23 protein-coding genes and 1 tRNA gene are annotated in these 19,784 nt (G+C 68.3%); 14 read left to right on the top strand and 10 right to left on the bottom strand.

Translation table 11 applies throughout. The features are described 5' to 3' along the window. Nucleotides 1-19 precede the first annotated feature (19 nt). Complete coding sequence (locus AVT10_RS16185; protein WP_066693837.1) at nt 20-1,837, top strand: methyl-accepting chemotaxis protein; 1,818 nt, start codon at nt 20-22, stop codon at nt 1,835-1,837. A 5-nt stretch (nt 1,838-1,842) separates the two neighbouring features. Then, entirely contained in the window at nt 1,843-2,853 is a 1,011-nt protein-coding gene (locus AVT10_RS16180) for a DUF2332 domain-containing protein (RefSeq protein ID WP_066693835.1), read from the top strand. A 14-nt stretch (nt 2,854-2,867) separates the two neighbouring features. Here the strand turns inward: AVT10_RS16180 and AVT10_RS16175 are convergent, their stop codons facing one another. Both AVT10_RS16175 and AVT10_RS16170 read right to left on the bottom strand, forming a co-directional pair. Next, a complete protein-coding gene (locus AVT10_RS16175; protein WP_066693833.1) occupies nt 2,868-3,419 on the bottom strand; it encodes a phosphoribosyltransferase in 552 nt (183 codons plus the stop codon). A gap of 98 nt (nt 3,420-3,517) precedes the next feature. After that, nucleotides 3,518-3,591, bottom strand: a tRNA-Gln gene (locus AVT10_RS16170). A gap of 165 nt (nt 3,592-3,756) precedes the next feature. Here AVT10_RS16170 and AVT10_RS16165 point away from each other — a divergent pair. Genes AVT10_RS16165 through AVT10_RS16150 form a run of 4 tightly spaced genes read left to right on the top strand, consistent with a single transcriptional unit; the run spans nt 3,757 to nt 6,843 of the window. After that, nucleotides 3,757-4,797 (top strand): Ppx/GppA phosphatase family protein, encoded by a 1,041-nt coding sequence (locus AVT10_RS16165; RefSeq protein WP_066693830.1) that lies wholly within the window; start codon nt 3,757-3,759, stop codon nt 4,795-4,797. Then, nucleotides 4,794-5,495: an RlmE family RNA methyltransferase gene (locus AVT10_RS16160; RefSeq protein WP_066693824.1), complete on the top strand. Its 702-nt coding sequence runs from the start codon at nt 4,794-4,796 to the stop codon at nt 5,493-5,495. Before AVT10_RS16165 ends, AVT10_RS16160 begins: the two co-directional genes overlap by 4 nt. Nucleotides 5,496-5,551: 56 nt before the next feature. Then, entirely contained in the window at nt 5,552-6,058 is a 507-nt protein-coding gene (locus AVT10_RS16155; protein WP_066693821.1) for a hypothetical protein, read from the top strand. After that, entirely contained in the window at nt 6,055-6,843 is a 789-nt protein-coding gene (locus AVT10_RS16150) for a hypothetical protein (protein WP_126012990.1), read from the top strand. Before AVT10_RS16155 ends, AVT10_RS16150 begins: the two co-directional genes overlap by 4 nt. 54 nt (nt 6,844-6,897) lie before the next feature. Here AVT10_RS16150 and rpoZ read toward each other — a convergent pair whose 3' ends face one another. Continuing rightward, the gene (gene rpoZ / locus AVT10_RS16145; RefSeq protein WP_066693817.1) at nt 6,898-7,242 is read right to left on the bottom strand and encodes a DNA-directed RNA polymerase subunit omega; all 345 of its coding nucleotides are present in this window, start codon (nt 7,240-7,242) and stop codon (nt 6,898-6,900) included. 124 nt (nt 7,243-7,366) lie between these two features. Between rpoZ and AVT10_RS16140 the strand changes: the two genes are divergently transcribed. The 3 genes from AVT10_RS16140 to AVT10_RS16130 are packed head-to-tail and all read left to right on the top strand — an operon-like array spanning nt 7,367 to nt 9,264. Further along, a complete protein-coding gene (locus AVT10_RS16140) occupies nt 7,367-8,515 on the top strand; it encodes a phospholipase D-like domain-containing protein (protein ID WP_157092800.1) in 1,149 nt (382 codons plus the stop codon). Between the two features lie 43 nt (nt 8,516-8,558). Next, nucleotides 8,559-8,894, top strand: coding sequence for a hypothetical protein (locus tag AVT10_RS16135; protein ID WP_066693811.1), 336 nt, complete (start codon nt 8,559-8,561; stop codon nt 8,892-8,894). A gap of 34 nt (nt 8,895-8,928) precedes the next feature. After that, entirely contained in the window at nt 8,929-9,264 is a 336-nt protein-coding gene (locus tag AVT10_RS16130; protein ID WP_066693809.1) for a hypothetical protein, read from the top strand. A 119-nt stretch (nt 9,265-9,383) separates the two neighbouring features. Here AVT10_RS16130 and AVT10_RS16125 read toward each other — a convergent pair whose 3' ends face one another. After that, nucleotides 9,384-9,869, bottom strand: a complete 486-nt coding sequence (locus tag AVT10_RS16125) for a TlpA family protein disulfide reductase (protein WP_332307362.1) — start codon at nt 9,867-9,869, stop codon at nt 9,384-9,386. Nucleotides 9,870-9,990: 121 nt separating this feature from the next. Here AVT10_RS16125 and argH point away from each other — a divergent pair, with 121 nt between their 5' ends. From argH to AVT10_RS16100, 5 genes are all read left to right on the top strand, one after another. After that, on the top strand, nt 9,991-11,355 hold the full coding sequence (gene argH / locus AVT10_RS16120) for an argininosuccinate lyase (protein WP_066693805.1): 1,365 nt from the start codon (nt 9,991-9,993) through the stop codon (nt 11,353-11,355). Continuing rightward, on the top strand, nt 11,352-11,591 hold the full coding sequence (locus AVT10_RS16115) for a lipoprotein (protein ID WP_066693803.1): 240 nt from the start codon (nt 11,352-11,354) through the stop codon (nt 11,589-11,591). The genes argH and AVT10_RS16115 overlap by 4 nt, the downstream gene beginning before the upstream one ends. Nucleotides 11,592-11,748: 157 nt before the next feature. After that, entirely contained in the window at nt 11,749-13,014 is a 1,266-nt protein-coding gene (lysA, locus tag AVT10_RS16110; RefSeq protein ID WP_066693801.1) for a diaminopimelate decarboxylase, read from the top strand. Then, on the top strand, nt 13,005-13,766 hold the full coding sequence (locus AVT10_RS16105) for a precorrin-2 dehydrogenase/sirohydrochlorin ferrochelatase family protein (RefSeq protein WP_066693975.1): 762 nt from the start codon (nt 13,005-13,007) through the stop codon (nt 13,764-13,766). Before lysA ends, AVT10_RS16105 begins: the two co-directional genes overlap by 10 nt. Then, nucleotides 13,763-14,716 carry a zinc transporter ZntB gene (locus AVT10_RS16100; RefSeq protein WP_066693790.1) on the top strand — a complete coding sequence of 318 codons (954 nt, stop codon included), beginning with the start codon at nt 13,763-13,765 and terminating at the stop codon, nt 14,714-14,716. The genes AVT10_RS16105 and AVT10_RS16100 overlap by 4 nt, the downstream gene beginning before the upstream one ends. A 25-nt stretch (nt 14,717-14,741) precedes the next feature. Here AVT10_RS16100 and AVT10_RS17990 read toward each other — a convergent pair whose 3' ends face one another. From AVT10_RS17990 to fliR, 6 genes are all read right to left on the bottom strand, one after another. Further along, complete coding sequence (locus AVT10_RS17990; RefSeq protein ID WP_084401807.1) at nt 14,742-15,089, bottom strand: GIY-YIG nuclease family protein; 348 nt, start codon at nt 15,087-15,089, stop codon at nt 14,742-14,744. A gap of 63 nt (nt 15,090-15,152) precedes the next feature. After that, on the bottom strand, nt 15,153-15,686 hold the full coding sequence (locus AVT10_RS16095; protein ID WP_066693788.1) for an NADPH-dependent FMN reductase: 534 nt from the start codon (nt 15,684-15,686) through the stop codon (nt 15,153-15,155). 200 nt (nt 15,687-15,886) lie between these two features. Next, entirely contained in the window at nt 15,887-16,288 is a 402-nt protein-coding gene (gene fliS, locus AVT10_RS16090; protein ID WP_066693785.1) for a flagellar export chaperone FliS, read from the bottom strand. Beyond that, nucleotides 16,288-17,793 carry a flagellar filament capping protein FliD gene (gene fliD, locus AVT10_RS16085; RefSeq protein WP_066693782.1) on the bottom strand — a complete coding sequence of 502 codons (1,506 nt, stop codon included), beginning with the start codon at nt 17,791-17,793 and terminating at the stop codon, nt 16,288-16,290. Before fliD ends, fliS begins: the two co-directional genes overlap by 1 nt. Before the next feature lie 51 nt (nt 17,794-17,844). Further along, nucleotides 17,845-18,972, bottom strand: coding sequence for an EscU/YscU/HrcU family type III secretion system export apparatus switch protein (locus tag AVT10_RS16080; protein WP_066693779.1), 1,128 nt, complete (start codon nt 18,970-18,972; stop codon nt 17,845-17,847). Then, nucleotides 18,969-19,751 carry a flagellar biosynthetic protein FliR gene (gene fliR / locus AVT10_RS16075; protein WP_066693777.1) on the bottom strand — a complete coding sequence of 261 codons (783 nt, stop codon included), beginning with the start codon at nt 19,749-19,751 and terminating at the stop codon, nt 18,969-18,971. The genes AVT10_RS16080 and fliR overlap by 4 nt, the downstream gene beginning before the upstream one ends. Nucleotides 19,752-19,784: the final 33 nt, after the last annotated feature.

Below are 19,784 nucleotides of genomic sequence, written 5' to 3'. Positions count from 1 at the left end.
TGCAAACGGAACGTTCCCGATGAAGATACCCCGCAAGCTCGGCCTGTCGTTCCTTGCGATCAATGCGTCGGCGGCGGTCGTGATGCTGGTGTTCCTCGCCAGCATCCTGATGATCGCGCGCACGACCGAGCGGAACAACCACAGCCAGGACGTCTATGCGAAGGCATTGACGCTGGAGACCGCGATCCTGAGGCAGAACAGCCAGTTTCGCGGCTTCCTGGTCACTGGTGATACCAGCTACCTCAAATCCTATGAGGAGGGGCGCACCGAGTTCGACGCGACGGCGGTCGAGCTGGCGAGCATGCTGACGGTCCCGTCGGAACAGGCCCAGCTGGCCGAAGCACGGCGCGAGACGCTGGCGTGGCGGCGCAACTGGGGCGACCGGCTGATCGCCAAGGTCAAGGCCGGCGACCGCGAGGGCGCGCAGCAGGAAGTGCGCGACGCCGGGCAGAAGGTGCTGGTCAGCAAGATCGCGCTGCCGCTGCGCGCGCTGCGCGCGACCGAGACCGAGGCGATGGCGGCCCATGCCGACGATCAGAGCGGCGCGATCCGCATGGCGCTGATCGCGCTGGTCATCGGCGGCATCGCGCTGATCGCGATCGCCGTCGCGCTGGCGATGCTGCTCAGCCGCCAGATCGCCCGGCCGATCACCGTCCTGACCCAGGCGATGGGCGACCTCGCCGCCGGTCGGCACGATATCGATGTCGGGGCGGCCGGCCGCACCGACGAACTGGGCGACATGGCGCGTGCGGTGCTGGTGTTCCGCGACGCGGCGGTCGCGAAGATCGCCGACGATCGCGACCGGGAAGCGGCGATGACCGCGATCGGCGGCGGCCTGCGCAGCCTGTCGCAGGCCGACCTGACCGCGCGACTGGCCGATGTGCCGGCGGCGTTCCGCGCGCTGTCCGACGATTTCAATCTGGCGACGGCCAGCCTGAACCAGGTGCTGGGCGACGTGCGCGGCAGCGTCGATTCGATCAAGCTCAACTCCGGCGAGATCGCGCAGGCGGCCAGCGACCTGGCCGAACGGACCGAGCGCGAGGCGGCGGCGTTGCAGGAATCGTCCTCGGCGCTGGACGAGGTGACGCGCTCGATCCGCGAAGGGGCGGTCGCGGCGATCGACGCCAGCAGCGCGATGGCCGATACCCGCGGCGAGGCGGAGCGCGGCGACGCGGTCGTGCGACAGGCGATCGCGGCGATGCACGGCATCGAACAGGCAAGCGACGAGATCGCGCAGATCATCACCCTGATCGACGGGATCGCGTTCCAGACCAATTTGCTGGCGCTGAACGCCGGGATCGAGGCGGCCCGCGCGGGCGAGGCGGGCAAGGGCTTTGCCGTCGTCGCGTCCGAAGTCCGCGCGCTGGCGCAGCGTTCGGCCGATGCCGCGACCGAGGTGAAGGAAAAGGTGAAGGCCGCATCGACCCATGTCGGCGCGGGCGTCGAGCTGGTCGAACAGACCGGCGAGGCGCTGGCGCGGATCATCGAGCGGGTGGCCGGTGTCGGCGGGTCGATCGACGCGATCGCGCGCCAGTCTGACCATCAGGCGACCAGCCTCGGCCAGATCAACGTCGCCATCGCCGAAATGGACGCGATGACGCAGCAGAATGCGGCGATGGTCGAACAGACCTCCGCCGCCTCGCGGCAGCTGGTCGCGGAGGCGGAAGCATTAGCCGCGTCAGTCGCGACCTTCGCGATCGATGCGCCCGACGCCGCCGCGCCGCGCGCGGCGACGAACGTGACGCCGCTGCAGCCCAAGCGCTCGCCACGCCGCTGGGTTACCCCGCCCGAGCCGGCACCGCTCAAGGTCGCCAATGACGACTGGGACGCGTTCTGATCGTCATGGCAGGTCCCTTGGCCCGGCAGGCGGAGGTCGTGCGTGCGCTCGGCTCCGGCTTCGTCGCGGCGATCCTCGAGGCAGGCGAGCGCCAGCTGCATCGCGCGCCGCTGACCGCGCGGCTGATCGACGGCTGGCCGGGCGATCCGGCCGCCGATGCCTTGGCGATGCGCTTCAACGGCGCGCTGAACGCGCTGGCGCGACGCGGCGACCGTCCGGCGCTGTCGACGCTCTATGCCGATCGGGCCGGCGCGTTCGATGCGGTGGTCGGCGAGGTGCTGGCCGATGCGGACGCCTTCATCGCCGACTGGATGCGCGAGCCGCCACAGACCAACGAGGTCGCCCGCAGCGCGGCGATCATGGCGGCGCTGATGACCCTGCGGGCCGAGGTCGACCTGCCGGTCGAACTGCTCGAACTGGGGGCCAGCGCCGGGCTCAACCTCAATCTCGGTCGCTATCAGTTCAATTTGGGCGGGGTGCAGATCGGCGATCCCATGTCGCCGGTGCGTATCGCGCCCGAGTGGCGCGGCCCGCCGCCGTCGGCGCGTCCGGTCGAGATCGTCGGCGCGCGCGGCGTCGATCTGCGGCCGCTGTCGGTCACCGATCCCGCGGCACAGGAGCGGCTGATGGCCTATGTCTGGGCCGACCAGCCCGACCGCGCGGAGCGGCTGCATCACGCGCTGGCCATCGCCCATGCCCATCCGCCGATGCTCTCGCGTGGCGACATCGCCGACTGGCTGCCGCGCGAACTGGCCCGGTCCGCGCCGCCGGGCGTGTGCCGCGTGGTCGTCCACGCCATGTCGCAGCAATATTGGGGAGCGGCCACCCGCGCGACGGTCGCGGCCGCGCTGGCCGATGCCGATATCCCGATCGCCCGCATCGGTTTCGAATGGACCGACGCGCGCGACGCCGTGCACCTGACGCTCACCACCTATCCCGACGCGCGGGCCCGGCATCTGGCGACTTGCCACGCCTATGGCCACTGGATCGACTGGCATGGAGCCGCCGCCGCCTGACCGGCGGCGCCCGCTCAGCGCAGGATGATGTCCGCCCCATGCTTGTAGGCGCGAATCTCGTCTTCGCTCAACCCGTTGATCTCATGCGGAAAGATCAGCCAGTCGTTCGTCTGGTGCACGAAGAAGTCGGGTGCCAGGTCGGTCACGTTGCGCGCCGGCTTGTAATAGACCGTCGCGACCTTCACCGCGCCGGGCAGGGCATCGCCGCAACGTTCGCGCAATTCGGCCAGCACCGCCCGGATCGACCGGCCTGAATCGAACACATCGTCGATCAGCAGCAGGCGATCGTCGGGCGTCAGCACATCGACCAGATAACCGAGACCATAGACCCGGACCTCGGCATCCTGCCGGTCGATGCCGCTATAGGAAGCGGTACGGATCGCGATATGGTCGCTGTGCACCCCGCGATATTCCAGCAGTTCCTGCACCGCGATCCCGACCGGCGCACCGCCGCGCCAGATGCCGACGATATGGGTCGGGTGGAACCCGGCGTCGAAGACCAGATTGGCCAGGCGGAACGAATCCTCCAGCAGGCGGTCGGCCGACAGATAGACTTTGGTAGTCATGCAATTCCCGTCATGGCTGAAGGGCAACGGACGCGGCCGTCACGCGACCGGGAGGCGGTCGGACGTCACCGGAAAGATCGGATCGGAGGGAAGGTCGCTGGATGCCCCGTGAGGATTCGAACCTCAATTAACGGAGTCAGAGTCCGTGGTCTTACCTTTAGACGACAGGGCAGCACCGCAGCGAGGGCGGTCCGATAGGCCGGCTGTTTTGCCATGTCAACGCCGAATCGTTCGATTCGTCGCAATGCCTTGTCGCGGACGGCGGGCTTCGCTAGGTTGATGGCCAAGCACCGAGCGGCGTTCGGCCGTGACGGATAGAACATAAGTGAGTGACGGCATGGGGGATCTCTCCGCCCGGTTGCCGCACCGGGGGGCGCGTGGCGCTCCTCGAAAGGCAGCCTCTTCGCCGGCGCGGCCGCGCTGGCCGGGTGCGCGTCATTACGCCGCGCTCGACCTTGGCACCAACAACTGCCGGCTGCTGATCGCCCGGCCGCAGGGCGACGGCTTTGCCGTGGTCGATGCGTTTTCGCGCATCGTCCGGCTGGGCGAGGGGCTGGCCGCTACCGGCCGCCTGTCCGACGCGGCGATGGATCGGACCGTCGCCGCGCTGAAAATCTGCGCCGAGAAGCTCAAGCGCCGCGACGTGACGCTCGCCCGATCGGTCGCGACCGAGGCATGCCGCCGCGCCAGCAACGGTCCGGCCTTTGTCGAACGGGTGCTGGAGGAAACCGGCATCCACCTCGACATCATCACGGCGGAGGAGGAGGCGCGCCTCGCGGTGCTCGGCTGCCATGCCTTGCTCGAACCGGGGGACGGGCCGGCTTTGGTGTTCGACATCGGCGGTGGATCGACCGAGCTGGTGCTGCTCGACGCATCGGGCCCGGTGCCGCGCGTGCTCGACTGGCATTCCGCACCCTGGGGCGTGGTGTCGCTGACCGAGAGCCTGGGCGCGGGCAAGGAAGCACCGATGGCGTCGGGCGCCTATGCCCGGATGCGCGCCTGCGTGACCGAAAGCTTCGCACCGTTCGCCAAGCGGCTGCCGCAGACGACCGAGCCGCGCCGGCTGCTCGGCACCAGCGGGACGGTGACGACGCTCGCCAGCGTGCATCTCGGCCTCGCATCCTATGACCGCTCGCAGATCGACGGGCTGATCGTGCCGGCCGAATCGATGCTGGCGGTCAGCCAGCGGCTGGCCGGCATGAGCCTGGCCGAACGCGGCACGGTGCCGTGCATCGGCAGCGAACGCGCCGATCTGGTGGTCGCGGGTTGCGCGATCCTCGAAACGATTCTGGCGCTCTGGCCCGCCGAGCGGCTAGGGGTCGCCGACCGTGGGATTCGCGAAGGAATCCTGCGCCGATTGATGGCAGGAACCCGATGACCCGCGGAAGCCCCCCCGGACGCCAACGTGTACGCACCGCCCGCTCGCGCTCGGCCCAGTCGACGCGCTGGCTGGAGCGTCAGCTCAACGACCCCTATGTGAAGAAAGCACGCGCGGAAGGCTATCGCAGCCGCGCGGCGTACAAGCTGATCGAGCTGGACGAACGCTTCAAGCTGCTGCGCGGCGTCAAGCGCGTCGTCGACCTCGGCATCGCGCCGGGCGGCTGGACCCAGGTCGTGCGCAAGGTGCGGCCGGAATGCACCGTGGTCGGCATCGACCTGTTGCCGGTCGATCCAATCGATGGCGTGACGATCCTGCAGATGGACTTCCTCGCCGATCATGCGCCCGACCGCCTGCGCGAGGAATTGGGCGGCGAGGCGGACCTCGTCCTCTCCGACATGGCGGCCAATACGGTCGGCCATCCGCAGACCGATCACCTGCGCACCATGGCGCTGGTCGAGGCGGCGGTGATGTTCGCCTGCGAAGTGCTGCGTCCCGGCGGCGATTTCGTGGCGAAGGTACTGGCGGGCGGTGCCGACAACGAACTGGTCGCGGAGCTGAAGCGCAATTTCCAGACGGTGAAGCACGCCAAGCCCCCGGCCAGCCGCAAGGATTCGTCGGAATGGTACGTCATTGCGACGAACTTCAAGGGGCGGCGGGAGAGCGAAGAATCGACAAAACGTCCGTCCGACGAATGATGGACGATCCCCTAGCCGTCCGATAGGATGGCGACGGCTTCGGGGGAGGTTGCTCGATGGGCTGGTGGGCGCTTGTGGGCATGGTCGCCATGGCGGGGCAGGCGGGGAGCGACGCCGACCGCGTCCGAGCCGATCCCTATTGCCGCGACATTTTCGGCATCGTCGCCGCCAGCGGGCAGGGTTTCGCGCCGATCAAGGGCGCGTGGCGCACCGATGACGACGAATGGGTCTCGCTCATCACTCTGCCAGGCGCCGATGAATGCAGCATCCGGCCCTGGACCGAACAGGATCTGGAATTCGCTTGCAAATGGGCGGTTGCCGACACCGCGACCGCCAATGCCACCGCCCGCACGATGGCGGACAAGCTGCGATGGTGCGCCTGGCATGGTCTGGATTCGCCGTCCGGTCCGCTGGCCGACATGCGGTCCCCGACCGCGCGCGGCGTGACCTTTCTGTGGGAATTGTGGCTGTCGCGAACCATGACGAAGGTCACCGTCGAGGCGCGCCAGAGCCCGCGTTCCGGCGCGGCCAGCGTGCAGTTCCGCGTGGAGCGGCGGCGATGATCGCGCGGCGGACAGTCGTCGGCGGGCTTGCCCTATGCGGATCGGGACTGGGATGCGCGGTGCATGCGCAATGGCCGAACAGCGGTGCGGGTGCGGCACCCACGACGCGGGTCGACGTGCCGGTCGGTGGCTGCGGCATGAACCTGGCGGAAGCGCGGCAATTCGCTCAACAATGGCGGATCAGCGAGGACCTGGACGCCGACCCCGATGACGAGGCGGCATCGCGTGCCGCGCTCGTGCTGGAGCGATATTTTGCGCAGTGCTCGTTCGCGGGCGAGGACTGGTTCGGGGTGAAGCCGCGCTTCGGCTTCTTCGACGACGGCAAAAGCCCCAATGCGTTCGCCACGCCGTTTCCCTTGTTCGGCAACCGCGCCGATGTCGACGGGACGGTGGTGTTCGGTCGCCGCCTGCTGGCTCAGCAACTCCAGCGCGGCAACGCGGCGTTCGCCGCGATCATGGTCATCGTCGCGCACGAATATGCCCATGCCTACCAGTTCCGCCAGCGTCGTGGCGGCAAATGCCCCGAAATCGAACTGGAAGCCGATTTTCTTGCCGGATGGTCGCTCGCCTGCGAAGCGGGCAAGCGACAGGGGCGGCGGTTGAGCGTCGATCTGGCATCGTCCGCTGCGACGATGTTCGAATTCGGCAGCTATGATTTCAACAATCCGAGTTTTCACGGCACGCCCGAACAACGGCGCGACGCGTTGCTCGCCGGCTATCGCGCCGGTGACTCGGGCATGTCGCTGGCCGACGCCTATCGCACCAGCATCCGTTCGACCGCATAGCAAAAGGGCGGCCCCGCAGGACCGCCCTCTTCGCATCAGAAAGACCCGACAGCCTCAGCCGTCATAATCCCCACCGACATTCTGGTTGCGCGGCGGGGCGGCGGCGGTGAGGCGGAGCGCCTCTGCCGATGCGGCCAGCGAGCCCAGTTCGTCCGGTGCTTCCTCATCGTCGATCTGCACCTTCTGCATCGAGGTGATCACCGCCTCGCGCAGATGGTCCGGCGTGATGTTTTCCTCGGCGATTTCACGCAGCGCCACGACCGGGTTCTTGTCGCGGTCGCGATCGAGGGTGAGTTCGGCACCGCCCGAAATCTGGCGGGCGCGCTGGGCGGCCATCAACACCAGGTCGAAACGGTTGGGGATCTTGTCGACGCAATCCTCGACGGTGACGCGCGCCATGAAACGCCTTCCTTGCAAAACGGAGGGTATCGGAAAGCCCGCTGCCTACGCGGGGACGGGCGGAAAGTCAATGAAACTTGGGTGCCGCCCGGCCGTTACGCCATGGCAACGGATGGGAGCGGGCATGCACGACGGCCAGGAGCCGACCTTCACCGTCGCCGGAAACCGGCTGACGCTGTTGACGGAAGGGCCGGAGCGGCTGTCCGCGCTGCTGGCGCTGATCGACGGCGCGCGCCATTCGCTGCGCTTCCTGTTCTATATCTGGGAAGAGGATGCGTCCGGCGTCCGCGTCCGCGATGCGCTGGTCGATGCCGCCAGGCGCGGGGTACAGGTGTCGCTGATCGTCGACGGGCTGGGTGCGGAGGCGGCAGCCAATCGCCGTTTCTTCGAACCGCTGCGCGCGGCGGGCGGCGATGTCTGCGTGTTCGTGCCGCGCATCGGCCGGCGCTATCTGCTGCGCAATCACCAGAAGCTGGCGCTGGCCGACGACGCACGGGTGATCGTCGGCGGTTTCAATATCGAGGACGCCTATTTCGGCACTATCGAGGATCAGGCGTGGCGCGACCTGGGGCTGATCGTCGAAGGTCCCGCCGCCGGGCGGCTGGCCGGTTATTTTGATGCGCTGAAGGCATGGACCGCGCTGCCCGGCGCGCCGCTTCGCAAATTGTCGCGCCTGCTGAACGAATGGAGCGAGGATAGCGGCCCGATCCGCTGGCTGCTCGGCGGGCCGTCGCGGCGGCTGTCGCCCTGGGCGCGAATGGTGAAGTACGAAATCCGCCATAGCGAGCGGATCGACATGATCGCCGCCTATTTCGCGCCCGGCCCGCTGATGACCCGCCGGCTGGACCGGGCGGCGCGGCGGACGCGGCTGCGCATCGTGGTGCCGGCCAAGACCGATCATGCCATCGCGCTGCTGGCGGCGCGCTTCACCTATCGCAGCCTGCTGCGCCATGGCGCCGAACTCTATGAATATCGCCCGACCAAGCTGCACACCAAATTGTTTGTCGCCGACGATGCGGTGCATATCGGATCGGCCAATTTCGACATGCGTTCGATGTTCCTGAACATGGAACTGATGCTGCGGGTCGAGGATGCCGCCTTCGCTGCCCATCTGCGCGCCTATATGGACCGGGAGGTCGCGCAGTCGCAGCGGGTGACGCGCGAATTGAACCGCGCGCGCGCCGGCTGGTGGACGCGGACGAAGCAGGCCGGGGCCTATTTCGTGATGGCGGTGCTCGATCCCGAAATCACCGTCTGGCTCAACCGCGACTGATGCCGCTTGAGGTACGCGCGACGCTGGTCCATCGCGTAGCCGCATGGATATTCCCGCATTATACGCACAGCTGATTCAGGAAATCGGCGATGGCACCGGCATGGCGGACAGCCTGTTGCACGTCCATGCCGGCATGGCGGTGCTGCTGACCACCCGCGTGCTGACCGGGTATCGCCTGTCGACACCGGTGCCGCTGGCGGTGGTGGCGCTGGCCGAACTGGCCAACGAGGTGCTCGACCGGCTGCATTACGGGTCGTGGCGCTGGGACGATACGCTGCTCGATATCGTCAACACGATGTTCTGGCCGACGATGCTGTTCATCGGCCTGCGCCTGCGCAACCGGTTCGAACCGCGGGACGAGCCGGGGAACGCCGGCTGACCCGCAGCGGTTATATTGGCCAAGGAGAACCACCATGGCCGACACCCCCGCGCATCCCCAGGTCGATCCGAAGCGGACCGAGCCGCTCAACGCCTTCGACAACCCGATTGGCTATTCGGGCCAGGAATATGACCGCGAGCGGCAGGCACGACAGGCCGCCGCCGAAGCCGGTGCTCCCGGCTTCGTGCCATCCGACGACGGCCGCGAAATCCCGCCCGAGGCCGGCCACCGCGCCTCGATCGGCCCCGATGGCGAGGTCCATGGCAGCGGCGCCAATGCCGGCGGCGGCGCACAGGGCGAGAATTTCGACGACGACGCACCGGGCGAGGGGGCAGGGGTGCCGCCCGCAGAACGTGCGCCGGATCGGTGAGCAAGCCGCCCTCTAACCGTCACCCCGGACTTGATCCGGGGTCCCGCTTCTTCTGTTGCGGCGGTCAGTAGAAAGCGGGGCCCCGGGTCAAGTCCGGGGTGACGAGATAGGCCGGTAGCTTACCCTCGTGCCTCGCCGATCAGCTTCGCCGCGTTCGCCCCGGCCCAGTCCATCCCCCCGGTGACCCGCCACAATTCCTTGCCCGACGCATCATACAGGATCGTCGTCGGCAGGCTGACGCCCATGCCGGTCGAGAATTGCAGCTCCGGATCACGATAGGCAACCAGGTTCGCCAGCTTTCGCTCGGTCAGGAACGGCTGCACCTTCCCGGGCTCCATGTCCTGCGACACGGTCAGCACGTGCAGCGACGCCTTCTCCCGCGCCGCCAGCGCATCCAGCGTCGGCATCTCGCGCACGCACGGCGCGCACCACGTCGCCCACAGGTTCATCAGCACCGGCTTCCCCCGAAAATCGGCCAGTGTCACCGGCTTGCCTGCGCCGTCCTGAAAGGCGAACGCCGGCATCGCCTCGCCCTTGTGGCTGCGGTCGATCTTGCCCGCCGCTTCGGGCGCGGCGTCGTTGGCGGGCGTATCGACGTCGGGCACGGTGCCGTCGCCTTCCGCAGCCGCTTGCTCCGGCGCGGCCGCTCGCTTATCGCAAGCGCCGACGAACAGGCTCAGTCCAAGGAGAAGCGCGATTACCGGGCGCATGGAAGGCTCCAACAGCATGTGGGGCGGGCGCTTCGCCGAAGGCCCGTCGGCGGTGATGCGTGAGATAAACGCCTCGATCCCCTTCGACAAGCGGATGTGGCGACAGGATATCGCCGGGTCCAAGGCGCACGCAACGATGCTGGGCGCGCAGGGCATCGTCGACCAGGCCGATGTCGCGAAGATCCTCGACGGACTGGACGCGGTCGCGGCGGACTATGCCGAACAGGGCGTGCCCGACGATCTGACGCTCGAAGATATTCACATGCTGACCGAGGCGCGGCTGGCCGAAAAGATCGGTCCGGTCGCCGGGCGGCTGCATACCGCGCGCTCGCGCAACGATCAGGTCGCGACCGATTTCCGCCTGTGGACCCGCGATGCGATCGATGCGGTCGATGCGGCGCTGGGCCAGTTGCAGGCCGCGCTGCTGGTGCGCGCCGAGGAACATGCCGCCACCGTCATGCCCGGCTTCACGCACCTTCAGGTCGCGCAGCCGGTAACGCTCGGCCATCACCTGATGGCCTATCACAGCATGATCGCGCGCGATCGCGGGCGCTTTGCCGATTGCCGCGCGCGGCTCAACTACAACCCGCTCGGATCGGCGGCGCTGGCCGGGACCGGCTTCCCGCTCGATCGCCATGCGACGGCCAAGGCGCTGGGCTTTGCCGGGCCGACGGTTAATTCGCTTGATTCGGTGTCCGACCGCGACTTCGCGATCGAATATCTGACCGCCGCCGTACAATGCTCCCTGCACCTGTCGCGCCTGGCGGAAGAGTTCGTGATCTGGGCGTCGCAGATGTTCGGCTTCGTGTCCTTGAGCGACCAATGGTCGACCGGCAGCTCGATCATGCCGCAAAAGCGCAACCCCGACGCCGCCGAGCTGGTGCGCGGGCATAGCGGGCGGATCATGGGCTGCATGACGTCGCTGATGGTGACGATGAAGGGCCTGCCGCTCGCCTATTCCAAGGACATGCAGGACGACAAGCCGCCGGTGTTCGAGGCGACCGATCTGCTGGCGCTGTCGATCGCGGCGATGACCGGCATGGTCGAAAGCGCGACCTTCCGCCCCGATCGCATGCGCGCGGCGGCCGAAACCGGCTTTTCGACCGCGACCGATCTGGCCGACTGGCTGGTGCGCGAAGCGGGCGTGCCGTTCCGCGAGGCGCATCACATCACCGGCCGCGCGGTCAAGCTGGCTGAGGAAAAGGGCTGTCGCTTGGACGGCCTGACCATCGACGACCTGACCGGCATCGACGACCGCATCCATGCCGGCATCTTCGACGTGCTGAGCGTCGATGCCTCGGTCGCCAGCCGCAAGAGCTTCGGCGGCACCGCGCCCGATCGGGTCCGCGAAGCCATCGCCGCCGCGCGGGGGCAGGGGTGAGCCGCGCGCTCGCCCTCGCCGTCGTCACGCTGGCCCTCGCCGGCTGTGGCCAGCGCAGCGACCTGCGCCCGCGCGAGAATGCGTCGCTGCCGCCCGCGCCCTATGGCGCGACCGCGACGCCGACCCCGGCCGAACTGCTCGACCCGACGACGCAGCAGCGGCCGTCGCGCAGCGACGAATTGCTGACCGAATCGAAGGCGCGCGGCGACGATCCCTTCGCTCTGCCGCCACGCTGACCACGCGCTCCATCGTCACCCCCGCGCAGGCGGGGGTCCATACACGCTACCCGCGCGATGGAGTCGCCAAAGCCTGCGTCTATGGATTCCCGCCTTCGCGGGAATGACGAGCGGGGACCCATTCTCAACCCGCCCCCGTCGTTCTAAAGGGCCAGTCATGGATAATTTCACCCTTCGCGACGGCACGCTCCATGCCGAGGATGTCAGCCTGCCCGCCATCGCAGATGCGGTCGGCACGCCGGTCTATGTCTATTCGACAGCGACGCTCGAACGGCATGTCCATGTGTTCCGCGATGCCGTCGCGGGCCTCGGCAAGGGCGAACCGCTGGTCGCCTTCGCGGTGAAGGCCAATCCGAACAAGGCGGTGCTGGCCACGCTTGCCCGCGCCGGCATGGGCGCGGACGTGGTGTCGGGCGGCGAGCTGTACCGCGCGCTCGACGCCGGCATGGACCCCAACAAGGTCGTATTCTCCGGCGTCGGCAAGACCGCGGACGAAATGGCGCAGGCGCTGAACGCCGGCATCGGCCAGTTCAACATCGAATCCGAACCCGAACTCGACATGCTGTCGGCGGTGGCGACCCGGCTGGGCAAGGTCGCGCAGATCGCCATCCGCGTGAACCCCGACGTGATAGCCGGCACCCATGCGAAGATCTCGACCGGCGGCAAGGAGAACAAGTTCGGCATCGACTATCACGCCGCCCCCGCCGCCTATGCCCATGCCGCATCGCTGCCGGGGATCAGGGTACGCGGCGTCGCGGTGCATATCGGCAGCCAGCTGACCGACCTGCTGCCGCTCGAAGCCGCGTTCGGCCGGGTCGGTGCGCTGATCCGCGACCTTCGCGCCGCGGGGCACGACATCACCCACGCCGATCTCGGTGGTGGCCTCGGCGTCCCCTACGACCCCGCCAGGCCGCTGCCGCCCAGCCCGGCCGAATACGGCGCGATGGTCGCCCGCGCGACCGCCGGCTGGGATGCGCGGCTGATGTTCGAACCCGGCCGGCTGATCGTCGCCAATGCCGGCGTGCTGGTGTCGCGCGTCATCCGCGTGAAGCAGGGCGCGACCGCGCCGTTCGTCGTCGTCGACGCGGCGATGAACGACCTGCTGCGCCCCAGCCTCTACGACGCCTATCACGACATCCGCGCGGTGACCCCGACCGGCGAGCGGGCGGTGACCAACATCGTCGGCCCGGTGTGCGAGACCGGCGATACCTTTGCCCTGGGCCGCGAGATGGACGTGGTGGCCGCCGACGATCTGGTCGCGTTCATGACCGCCGGCGCTTACGGCGCGACCATGGCCTCGACCTACAACTCACGCGCTTTGGTGCCCGAGGTACTGGTGGCCGGCGACCGGTTCGCGGTGGTGCGCGAACGTCCCCCGATCGAGGCGCTGGCCCAGGCCGACCGCCTGCCGCCCTGGTTGTGAACGGGCTGCCGATCCTGCTGCGCACCGCCGGGCGCAGCGTGATCCTGGTGGGGGAGGGTGAGGCGGCCGATGCCAAGCGCCGCCTGCTCGAACGCACCGGCCTGACCGTCGTCGCCGATGCCGCCGACGCCCGCATTGCCGTCGTCGCCGTCGAGGATGACGGCGAAGCGCGCACCGCGATCGATGCGCTGAAGGCCCGCGGCATCCTCGTCAACGCGGTCGATCGCCTGGCCGATTGCGACTTCACCCTGCCGGCGATCGTCGACCGTTCGCCGATCCTGATCGCGATATCGACCGGCGGCGTGTCGGCGGGGCTGGCGGCGGCGATCCGCCAGCGGCTGGAAGCGATCCTGCCCGCCGGGGTCGGGCGACTGGCCGAAGGGCTGGGCGCCGCCCGCGCCGCCCTGCGCACGCGCTTCCCCGACGGAGGCGACCGCCGTCGCGCCATTGGTGCTGCCATCGCCGCAAATGGTCCGCTCGACCCGATGATCCCGCATCCCGACGATGCGGTCGAACGGTGGCTCGACGGCGCCGCCCCGGTCGCCGGCCGCGTCGAGACAATTCGCCTGCGCTCGCCCGATCCCGACGATCTGAGCTTACGCGAAGCCCGCTGGCTGGGGCAGGCCGACCGCATCCACCACACTGCGGACGTTCCCGCAGCGATCCTCGACCGCGCCCGCGCCGATGCGGTGCGGATCATGGGGCCGCTGCCCGCCGATCCGCTTCCCGGCCTGACGATCGACCTCGCATGACCTGTCGCGCGTGGCATATCGAGGGCGGGCGGGCGACGCCGATCGATCCGCTGGCGGCGGTCGATGCGACCGGCGGCTTCACCTGGATCCATCTGCATGGCGAGGGGGAGGTGGTCGCCAAATGGCTGCGCGACCATGCCCATCTGCCCGATTACGTCATCGACCCGCTGACCGCGGTCGAGACCCGCCCGCGCTGCGATGCGATCGGCAAGGGGGCGTTCGTCAACCTGCGCGGCCTGTCCGACGATGTGCTCAGCAGCGCCGATCCGCTCGCCTCGGTCCGCCTCTATGCCAGCGCGGGCCGCGTCCATTCGGTCACCCGGCGCAAGCTGACCGCGTTCCACACCGTCGTCGACCGGGTCGAGCGTGGCGAGGTGGCCGATCCCGGCGACCTGATCGTCGCCTTCGCCAGCGCGATCACCGAACAGCTCGACCCGCTGATCGCCGATCTCGGCGACACGCTCGACGAATGCGAGGAGGCGCTGGACCCCACCCGCATCTTCGAACAGCGCCGTGCCGTCACCCATACCCGCGTCCGCGCGATTGGCTATCGCCGCTTCCTCGTGCCGCAGCGTTCGGCGCTCGAAAAGCTGGGGCAACTGCCCGGCGACTGGCTGCAGGCCGACGACCGCCTCCACCTCGCCGCCGCCGCCGACCGCGCCGCGCGCATGGCAGAGGAGGTCGATTCGATCCGCGAACGCGCCGCGCTGGTCCACGAAACGCTGACCGACCTGCGCGCCGAACAGCTCGACCAGCGCTCGCTCCAGATCGCGATCGTGGCGATGGTGTTCCTGCCGCTGACCTTTCTGACCGGCCTGCTCGGCATGAACGTGAAGGGGATCCCCTTTGCCGACGAACCCTGGGCGTTCGCCGGGGTCGTCGGTCTGTGCGTGGCGATGAGCGCAGGGATCGTGGCGTGGTTCGTCCGGAAACACTGGATCGGGCGGTAGGGCAACCGTTGCGCCACCCACTACGTCACCCCGGACTTGTTCCGGGGTCCACCGGGCGGCTGGGCGATGGCAGGGGTTCGAAGCCCAATCCTATCGCAAGGTCGTTCCAAGCGGGGTTGTCCCGTTCGATCAGGTTGCGCTTCCAGTCCCGCCGCCACCGTTTGACAGTTTTCTCACGATAGATGGCAGCTTCCATCGTGGCGGCGATTTCCCAATAGACGAGCCGTTTGATGTTTTTCTCGGCAGTAAACCCGCCAAAAGTGCCTTCGCGATGCTGCGCTATCCGGCGCACCAAGTCGGACGTGACCTCGGTGTAGAGCGTTCCATTTCGGGCGCTGGCGAGAATATAGACGCAAGGTAGGCGTTCGACCATGAACGACTTCCTTATTCTTGCGGTGGGCCCCGGAACAAGTCCGGGGTAACAAGAAAAAGCGCCCTACCGCGCCACGAAGCCGATCATCTGCTCGACCATCAGCCGCAGCTGCCCGTCGGCCTTGTCGATCGCGCCGTCCTCGACGGTGTTGATCGCCACCCCGACCGGCGTCGGCCAGCCGCGCAGCGCGTGGGCGACGGTGCGCAGGGTGGTCATCGTCGCCACCGCTGCCTGCCACCCGGCCGCCGTCGCGACGATGCCGACCGGCATCCCGTCGAAATAGACGCGGTCGTCGCGGCGCAGCAGTTCGACATGGTCCAGCGCGTTCTTCACCAGCCCCGACAGCGTCCCGTGATAGCCCGGCGACCCGATGATGATCCCGTCGGCATCGCGCAGCGCGCGCAGGAACGACTGGATGCGCGGATTGCCGCCTGCCGCCTCGGGTTCGTAGTTCGGGAAGTCGATCGCCGGCCCGGTCAGCAGCGTGGTGCGCGCGCCCAGCGCCTTGGCATGGGTCAGCGCCCGTTCCAGCGCGGCGGCGGTGCCCGAAGTCGGGCGCAGCGTGCCCCCCAGCGCGACGATATGCGGTTGCTTCATGCGCGCACCGCTAGCGGATCACGGGGCGCGATGCCACCGTTGAGAAGGGGCGGTCGGGGAGGGATGCGAGTGCCACCGCCTGCCAAAACGTCACCCCGGGCTTGACCCGGGGTCCCGCTTCTTCTTCTGCGGGTGACCGATAGCGGGACCCCGGATCAAGTCCGGGGTGACCAAGAACGTTGCGATCCGAGCCGTCCGCCCTATCGCGGCCGGACCGCTTCCCACGCCTCGGCAATGTCGGTCAGCGACGCGGCGGCGTTCAGGAACGGCTGGGCATCCTGCCCGATGCTCGCATTGACGATCTGCTCGCGCAGGCCGGTGTAGAGCCGCGACAGCGTCTGCGACAGGTCGCCGCCCTTTTCGTAATCCAGGCCGGCTTCGAGCGCGAACAGGATCGCGGTCGCGCGGGTCACCCGTTCGCCCTTCATCGCATATTGGCGATTATTGGTCGCCCAGGCGGCGGAGCGCAGCGCGCGGATCGCTTCCTCGTACAGCAGCGACACCAAAGCATGCGGATCGGCGCCGCCGGTGCGGGCGGCCAGGTCGACCGAGCGATAGGTCTGGGCGGGATCGCCCGCCAGAGCGGTGGCATAGCGGGTCATTATTCGCTCCGCGTCCACATCTTGATCTGGTTTTCCATGAAGGTCTGCTGTGCCTTGTACGCGGCGACCCGCGCTTCCGACGCCGCGAATTGCTGCGTCATGCGGGTGGAGGTCGCCTCGGTCTGTTCGGCGACCTTGGCCTGTTCCTTGGCGAGCGCGCCCTGCGCCTCGGCATAGCGCTTGTCGCTGGCGCCCAGCCCCAGCGTGGTGCTCTTGGCGGTGGCCGCGATCCGGTTGAGCGCGGCGGGCAGGCTCTTGCCGGTGGTGCCGTCGCTGCCGGTCGCGGCGGCGAACATCGCCTCGACCGCATCGGGATTGTTGGCGATGGCGGAGGCGAGCAGCGTCTTGTCGACCCGCAGCGTCCCGTCATTGTTCGTCGCCACGCCGATCGCCGCCAGCGTGGTCGGGGTGCCGTCGGTCTTGCCGGTCAGGTCGGCGCTGGTCAGCTTCTGCAACGACCGCTTCATCGCCTGCGCCGCCGGGTCGGCGCGCAGGTCGCCGGTGATCGCATCGGTCGCCTTGTTCACCGACGCCAGCATCTCGTTATATGCCGCGACGACATTGTTCACCGCTTCGGTCAGCGCCTCGGTCGGCTTGGACGAACTCAGCGTCACCGGGCCATCGGTCGTCACCGCCTTCAATTCCAGCGTGACGCCGTCCGCGCCGGTGATCTTGTTGGACGCGCTGACCATCGGCACGCCGTCGATGCTGAACACCGCGTTGCCCGCCCGGGTCACCACTTCGGCACCATCGGTCGTGCTGCTGTCGAAATCGACGTTCAGCCGTTCGAGGCCCGGCGAGACGCTGCCGCTGTCGGGTGTCGCGGTCAGGGTGAATGCCTGGTTCGCGCCATCGGTGCTGCGCAGCACGAGCCGCTGGCCATTGGCGTCGGTCACGACGCTGGCGGTGACGCCCGCCTTGGCGGCGGTGATCTTGTCGGCGACCTTCTGCAGCGACGCCGCGTCGCTCGACGTGATGGTGATCGGCGGGATGGTCGTGCCGTTCGCGGCGAAGGTGCCGTCCTCCTTCACGCTGCCCAGTTTCAGCTGGAGCGTGCCGGTGCCGACCGATCCGGTGGTGCTGAACGATTCCTTGGTCACTGCGACCTGCGGCGTGGCGAGCCGGGCGACGCTGACGCTGGCGTTCAGGCTTGCGACCGTCGCACCCTTGGCGGTCGACACCTTCACCGCCGCGCTGCTGCTGGTCAGCTGGGTGGTCAGCCCGCCGCTTTCGGACAGGGTGGTGAGCGCGCTGGCAAATCCGGTGATGCCCGATTTCAGTTCGGACACGGCGGACACCTGCGCGGTCAGCGTTTCGGCCTGCCGGGTCAGCCGGGCGTTCTTGTTGGCGAACTGCGCCTCGACCAGGCTCTTGACCAGCGCGGCGGTGTCGACGCCCGATCCCGCGCCCAATGCGTTGGCGAGGTTGGGGGTGGTCGCCTTGGTCGTGGTCGTCGTCTTGGCCGTGGTGGCGGTGGCCGTCGCACTGCTCGTCGTGATCGCCATCGTGGGTCCCCGGTCCGTCTCCCCCATCGAACGGCACCGTGGCCTGAATCTTTAGGGGTTTTTTACCGCAAGATTGCCGTTCTCGTCATAGCGCGCCTCGGGCGGCACGGTCACCGGCGGCTGGATGCCGCCCGCCTGCCGGTTGACCCCCATGACGAAGGCGAGGACGGTGGCGATCGCAAGGTACAGGTCGTCGCGGATCTCCTGCCCCTGGCGGCTGGTGTAATAGACGGCGCGGGCGAGCTGCGGATATTCAAGCATCGGCACCTTGGCCTCCGCCGCCAGCTCGCGAATGGCGAGGGCGGTCGCCCCGCGTCCCTTGGCCACCACCACCGGCACCTGGTCGCGGCCATGGTCGTAGCGCAGCGCGACCGCGAAGTGCGTCGGGTTGGTCAGAACGACCTGCGCCTCGCCCACCGCCTGCCGGAAGCCGCCCTTCAGGATCTCGTGGCGGCGTTGGCGGATCTGCGCCTTCACATGCGGATCGCCATCGCTTTCCTTATGCTCGTCGCGCACTTCCTGCTTGGTCATCTGCAGGCGCTGCATCCGCTGGAAGATCGCCAGCGGCACGTCGAGGCCCGCGATCAGCACCAGTCCGCCCGCCATCACGAACAGCAGCGTCAGGAACGTGCCGCCGAGATCGCCGACCGCCTGGTCGACATTCGACGACACGAGGCCCACCGAGCTGACGGCCGCTTTCTTCAGCATGACATAGCCGATGGCGCCGAGCAGGACGACCTTCAGCAGCGACTTGCCGAGTTCGATCCAGCCCTGTGTGCCGAAGATGCGCTTCATCCCCGATGCCGGGTTGATCCGCGATCTCTTGGGCGCCAGCGCGCCGCCGTTGAAGCGGATGCCGGTCAGCCCCGCCTGCGCAAGGATGCTGGCCGAGACGGCGAGCGCGAGGATACCGCCCAGCGACGGCAGCAATTTCCACCCCGCCTCGACCAGCGGGCGCCAGGGCTGGAAATCCTCCACATCGGCGCGGCCGAAACTGAAACTGGCGGTCATGATCGCCTTGCAGGCGCCCACCAGCGAGGGGCCGAGCAGCGCGAGCCATGCACAGCCGGCCAGGATGACGAGCGCCGCGCCCAGTTCCTTGGACTTGAGGATGTCGCCGTCTTCGCGCGCCTTGTCGAGGCGCTTCTGGGTTGGGCTTTCGGTTTTGTCCTCGCTCACCGCACGCCTCCCAGCACCAGCGTATTGGCGGCGTCCAGCGCCTCCTGCACGATGACCAGCATATAGTCGGTCATCGCCGGCAAGGCGACGAACAAGGCGACGACCCCGACGAACAGGCTGGCGGGCAGGCCGACCGCGAACAGGTTGAGCGCGGGCGCCGAGCGCGACAGCATCCCCATGACGAGGTTGAGGCACAGCAGCAGGAAGCCAACGGGCAGGGCGAGGAGCAACCCCGACAGGAACGCATAGCCGCCGAAGATCGCGATATTCTCCAGCTTGGCGGGCGACAGCCACGCGGCACCCGGCGGCAACAGCTCATAGGAGCGCACGATCAGGTCGATCAGCAGCAGATGCCCGTCGAGCGAAAGGAACAGCAGCGTCAGCAGTACCGACAAAAAGGTGCCGAGCGCCGGGCTTTGCGCGCCGTTCTGCGGATCGACCATCGCCGCGAACCCGATGCCCATCGAGATGCCGATGATCTCGGCGGCGATGACGGGTGCGGCGAACGCGATCTGGAGGACGAGGCCGATGGCGAGGCCGACCAGCCCCTCGGCGGCGATGCTGAGGAAGGTGGTCAGCGAAAAGACTTCGGTCGGGATGGCGAAGGGCTGCGCCTTCAGCACCAGCACCGCGATCGCCCCCGACAGCAGCACCCGCACCTGCACCGGCATCGCCACCGCGCCGAACAGCGGCGCGACGATGAACGCCGCCCCGATGCGGACCATGGTGAACAGCAGCGCCCACAGCTGTGGCTCGACGGCGAGGCCGAAGCCTAGCATGGAGAGGATGCCCCCGACGCCATCCAAGCGCGC

It is taken from the genome of Sphingomonas hankookensis, from assembly GCF_001619955.1.
Lineage (GTDB): Bacteria > Pseudomonadota > Alphaproteobacteria > Sphingomonadales > Sphingomonadaceae > Sphingomonas > Sphingomonas hankookensis_A.
The sequence above is the reverse complement of the archived record's forward strand: the minus strand, read 5'-3'. Positions and strand labels throughout refer to the sequence as shown.

Bases quoted from the DNA above. Each gene is read 5' to 3' on its own strand.
- AVT10_RS16185 (WP_066693837.1), top strand. From the start codon at position 20: ATGAAGATACCCCGCAAGCTCGGCCTGTCGTTCCTTGCGATCAATGCG.
- AVT10_RS16180 (WP_066693835.1), top strand. From the start codon at position 1,843: ATGGCAGGTCCCTTGGCCCGGCAGGCGGAGGTCGTGCGTGCGCTCGGC.
- AVT10_RS16175 (WP_066693833.1), bottom strand. From the start codon at position 3,419: ATGACTACCAAAGTCTATCTGTCGGCCGACCGCCTGCTGGAGGATTCG.
- AVT10_RS16165 (WP_066693830.1), top strand. From the start codon at position 3,757: ATGGGGGATCTCTCCGCCCGGTTGCCGCACCGGGGGGCGCGTGGCGCT.
- AVT10_RS16160 (WP_066693824.1), top strand. From the start codon at position 4,794: ATGACCCGCGGAAGCCCCCCCGGACGCCAACGTGTACGCACCGCCCGC.
- AVT10_RS16155 (WP_066693821.1), top strand. From the start codon at position 5,552: ATGGGCTGGTGGGCGCTTGTGGGCATGGTCGCCATGGCGGGGCAGGCG.
- AVT10_RS16150 (WP_126012990.1), top strand. From the start codon at position 6,055: ATGATCGCGCGGCGGACAGTCGTCGGCGGGCTTGCCCTATGCGGATCG.
- rpoZ (WP_066693817.1), bottom strand. From the start codon at position 7,242: ATGGCGCGCGTCACCGTCGAGGATTGCGTCGACAAGATCCCCAACCGT.
- AVT10_RS16140 (WP_157092800.1), top strand. From the start codon at position 7,367: ATGCACGACGGCCAGGAGCCGACCTTCACCGTCGCCGGAAACCGGCTG.
- AVT10_RS16135 (WP_066693811.1), top strand. From the start codon at position 8,559: ATGGATATTCCCGCATTATACGCACAGCTGATTCAGGAAATCGGCGAT.
- AVT10_RS16130 (WP_066693809.1), top strand. From the start codon at position 8,929: ATGGCCGACACCCCCGCGCATCCCCAGGTCGATCCGAAGCGGACCGAG.
- argH (WP_066693805.1), top strand. From the start codon at position 9,991: ATGTGGGGCGGGCGCTTCGCCGAAGGCCCGTCGGCGGTGATGCGTGAG.
- lysA (WP_066693801.1), top strand. From the start codon at position 11,749: ATGGATAATTTCACCCTTCGCGACGGCACGCTCCATGCCGAGGATGTC.
- AVT10_RS16100 (WP_066693790.1), top strand. From the start codon at position 13,763: ATGACCTGTCGCGCGTGGCATATCGAGGGCGGGCGGGCGACGCCGATC.
- AVT10_RS17990 (WP_084401807.1), bottom strand. From the start codon at position 15,089: ATGGTCGAACGCCTACCTTGCGTCTATATTCTCGCCAGCGCCCGAAAT.
- AVT10_RS16095 (WP_066693788.1), bottom strand. From the start codon at position 15,686: ATGAAGCAACCGCATATCGTCGCGCTGGGGGGCACGCTGCGCCCGACT.
- fliS (WP_066693785.1), bottom strand. From the start codon at position 16,288: ATGACCCGCTATGCCACCGCTCTGGCGGGCGATCCCGCCCAGACCTAT.
- fliD (WP_066693782.1), bottom strand. From the start codon at position 17,793: ATGGCGATCACGACGAGCAGTGCGACGGCCACCGCCACCACGGCCAAG.
- fliR (WP_066693777.1), bottom strand. From the start codon at position 19,751: ATGCTAGGCTTCGGCCTCGCCGTCGAGCCACAGCTGTGGGCGCTGCTG.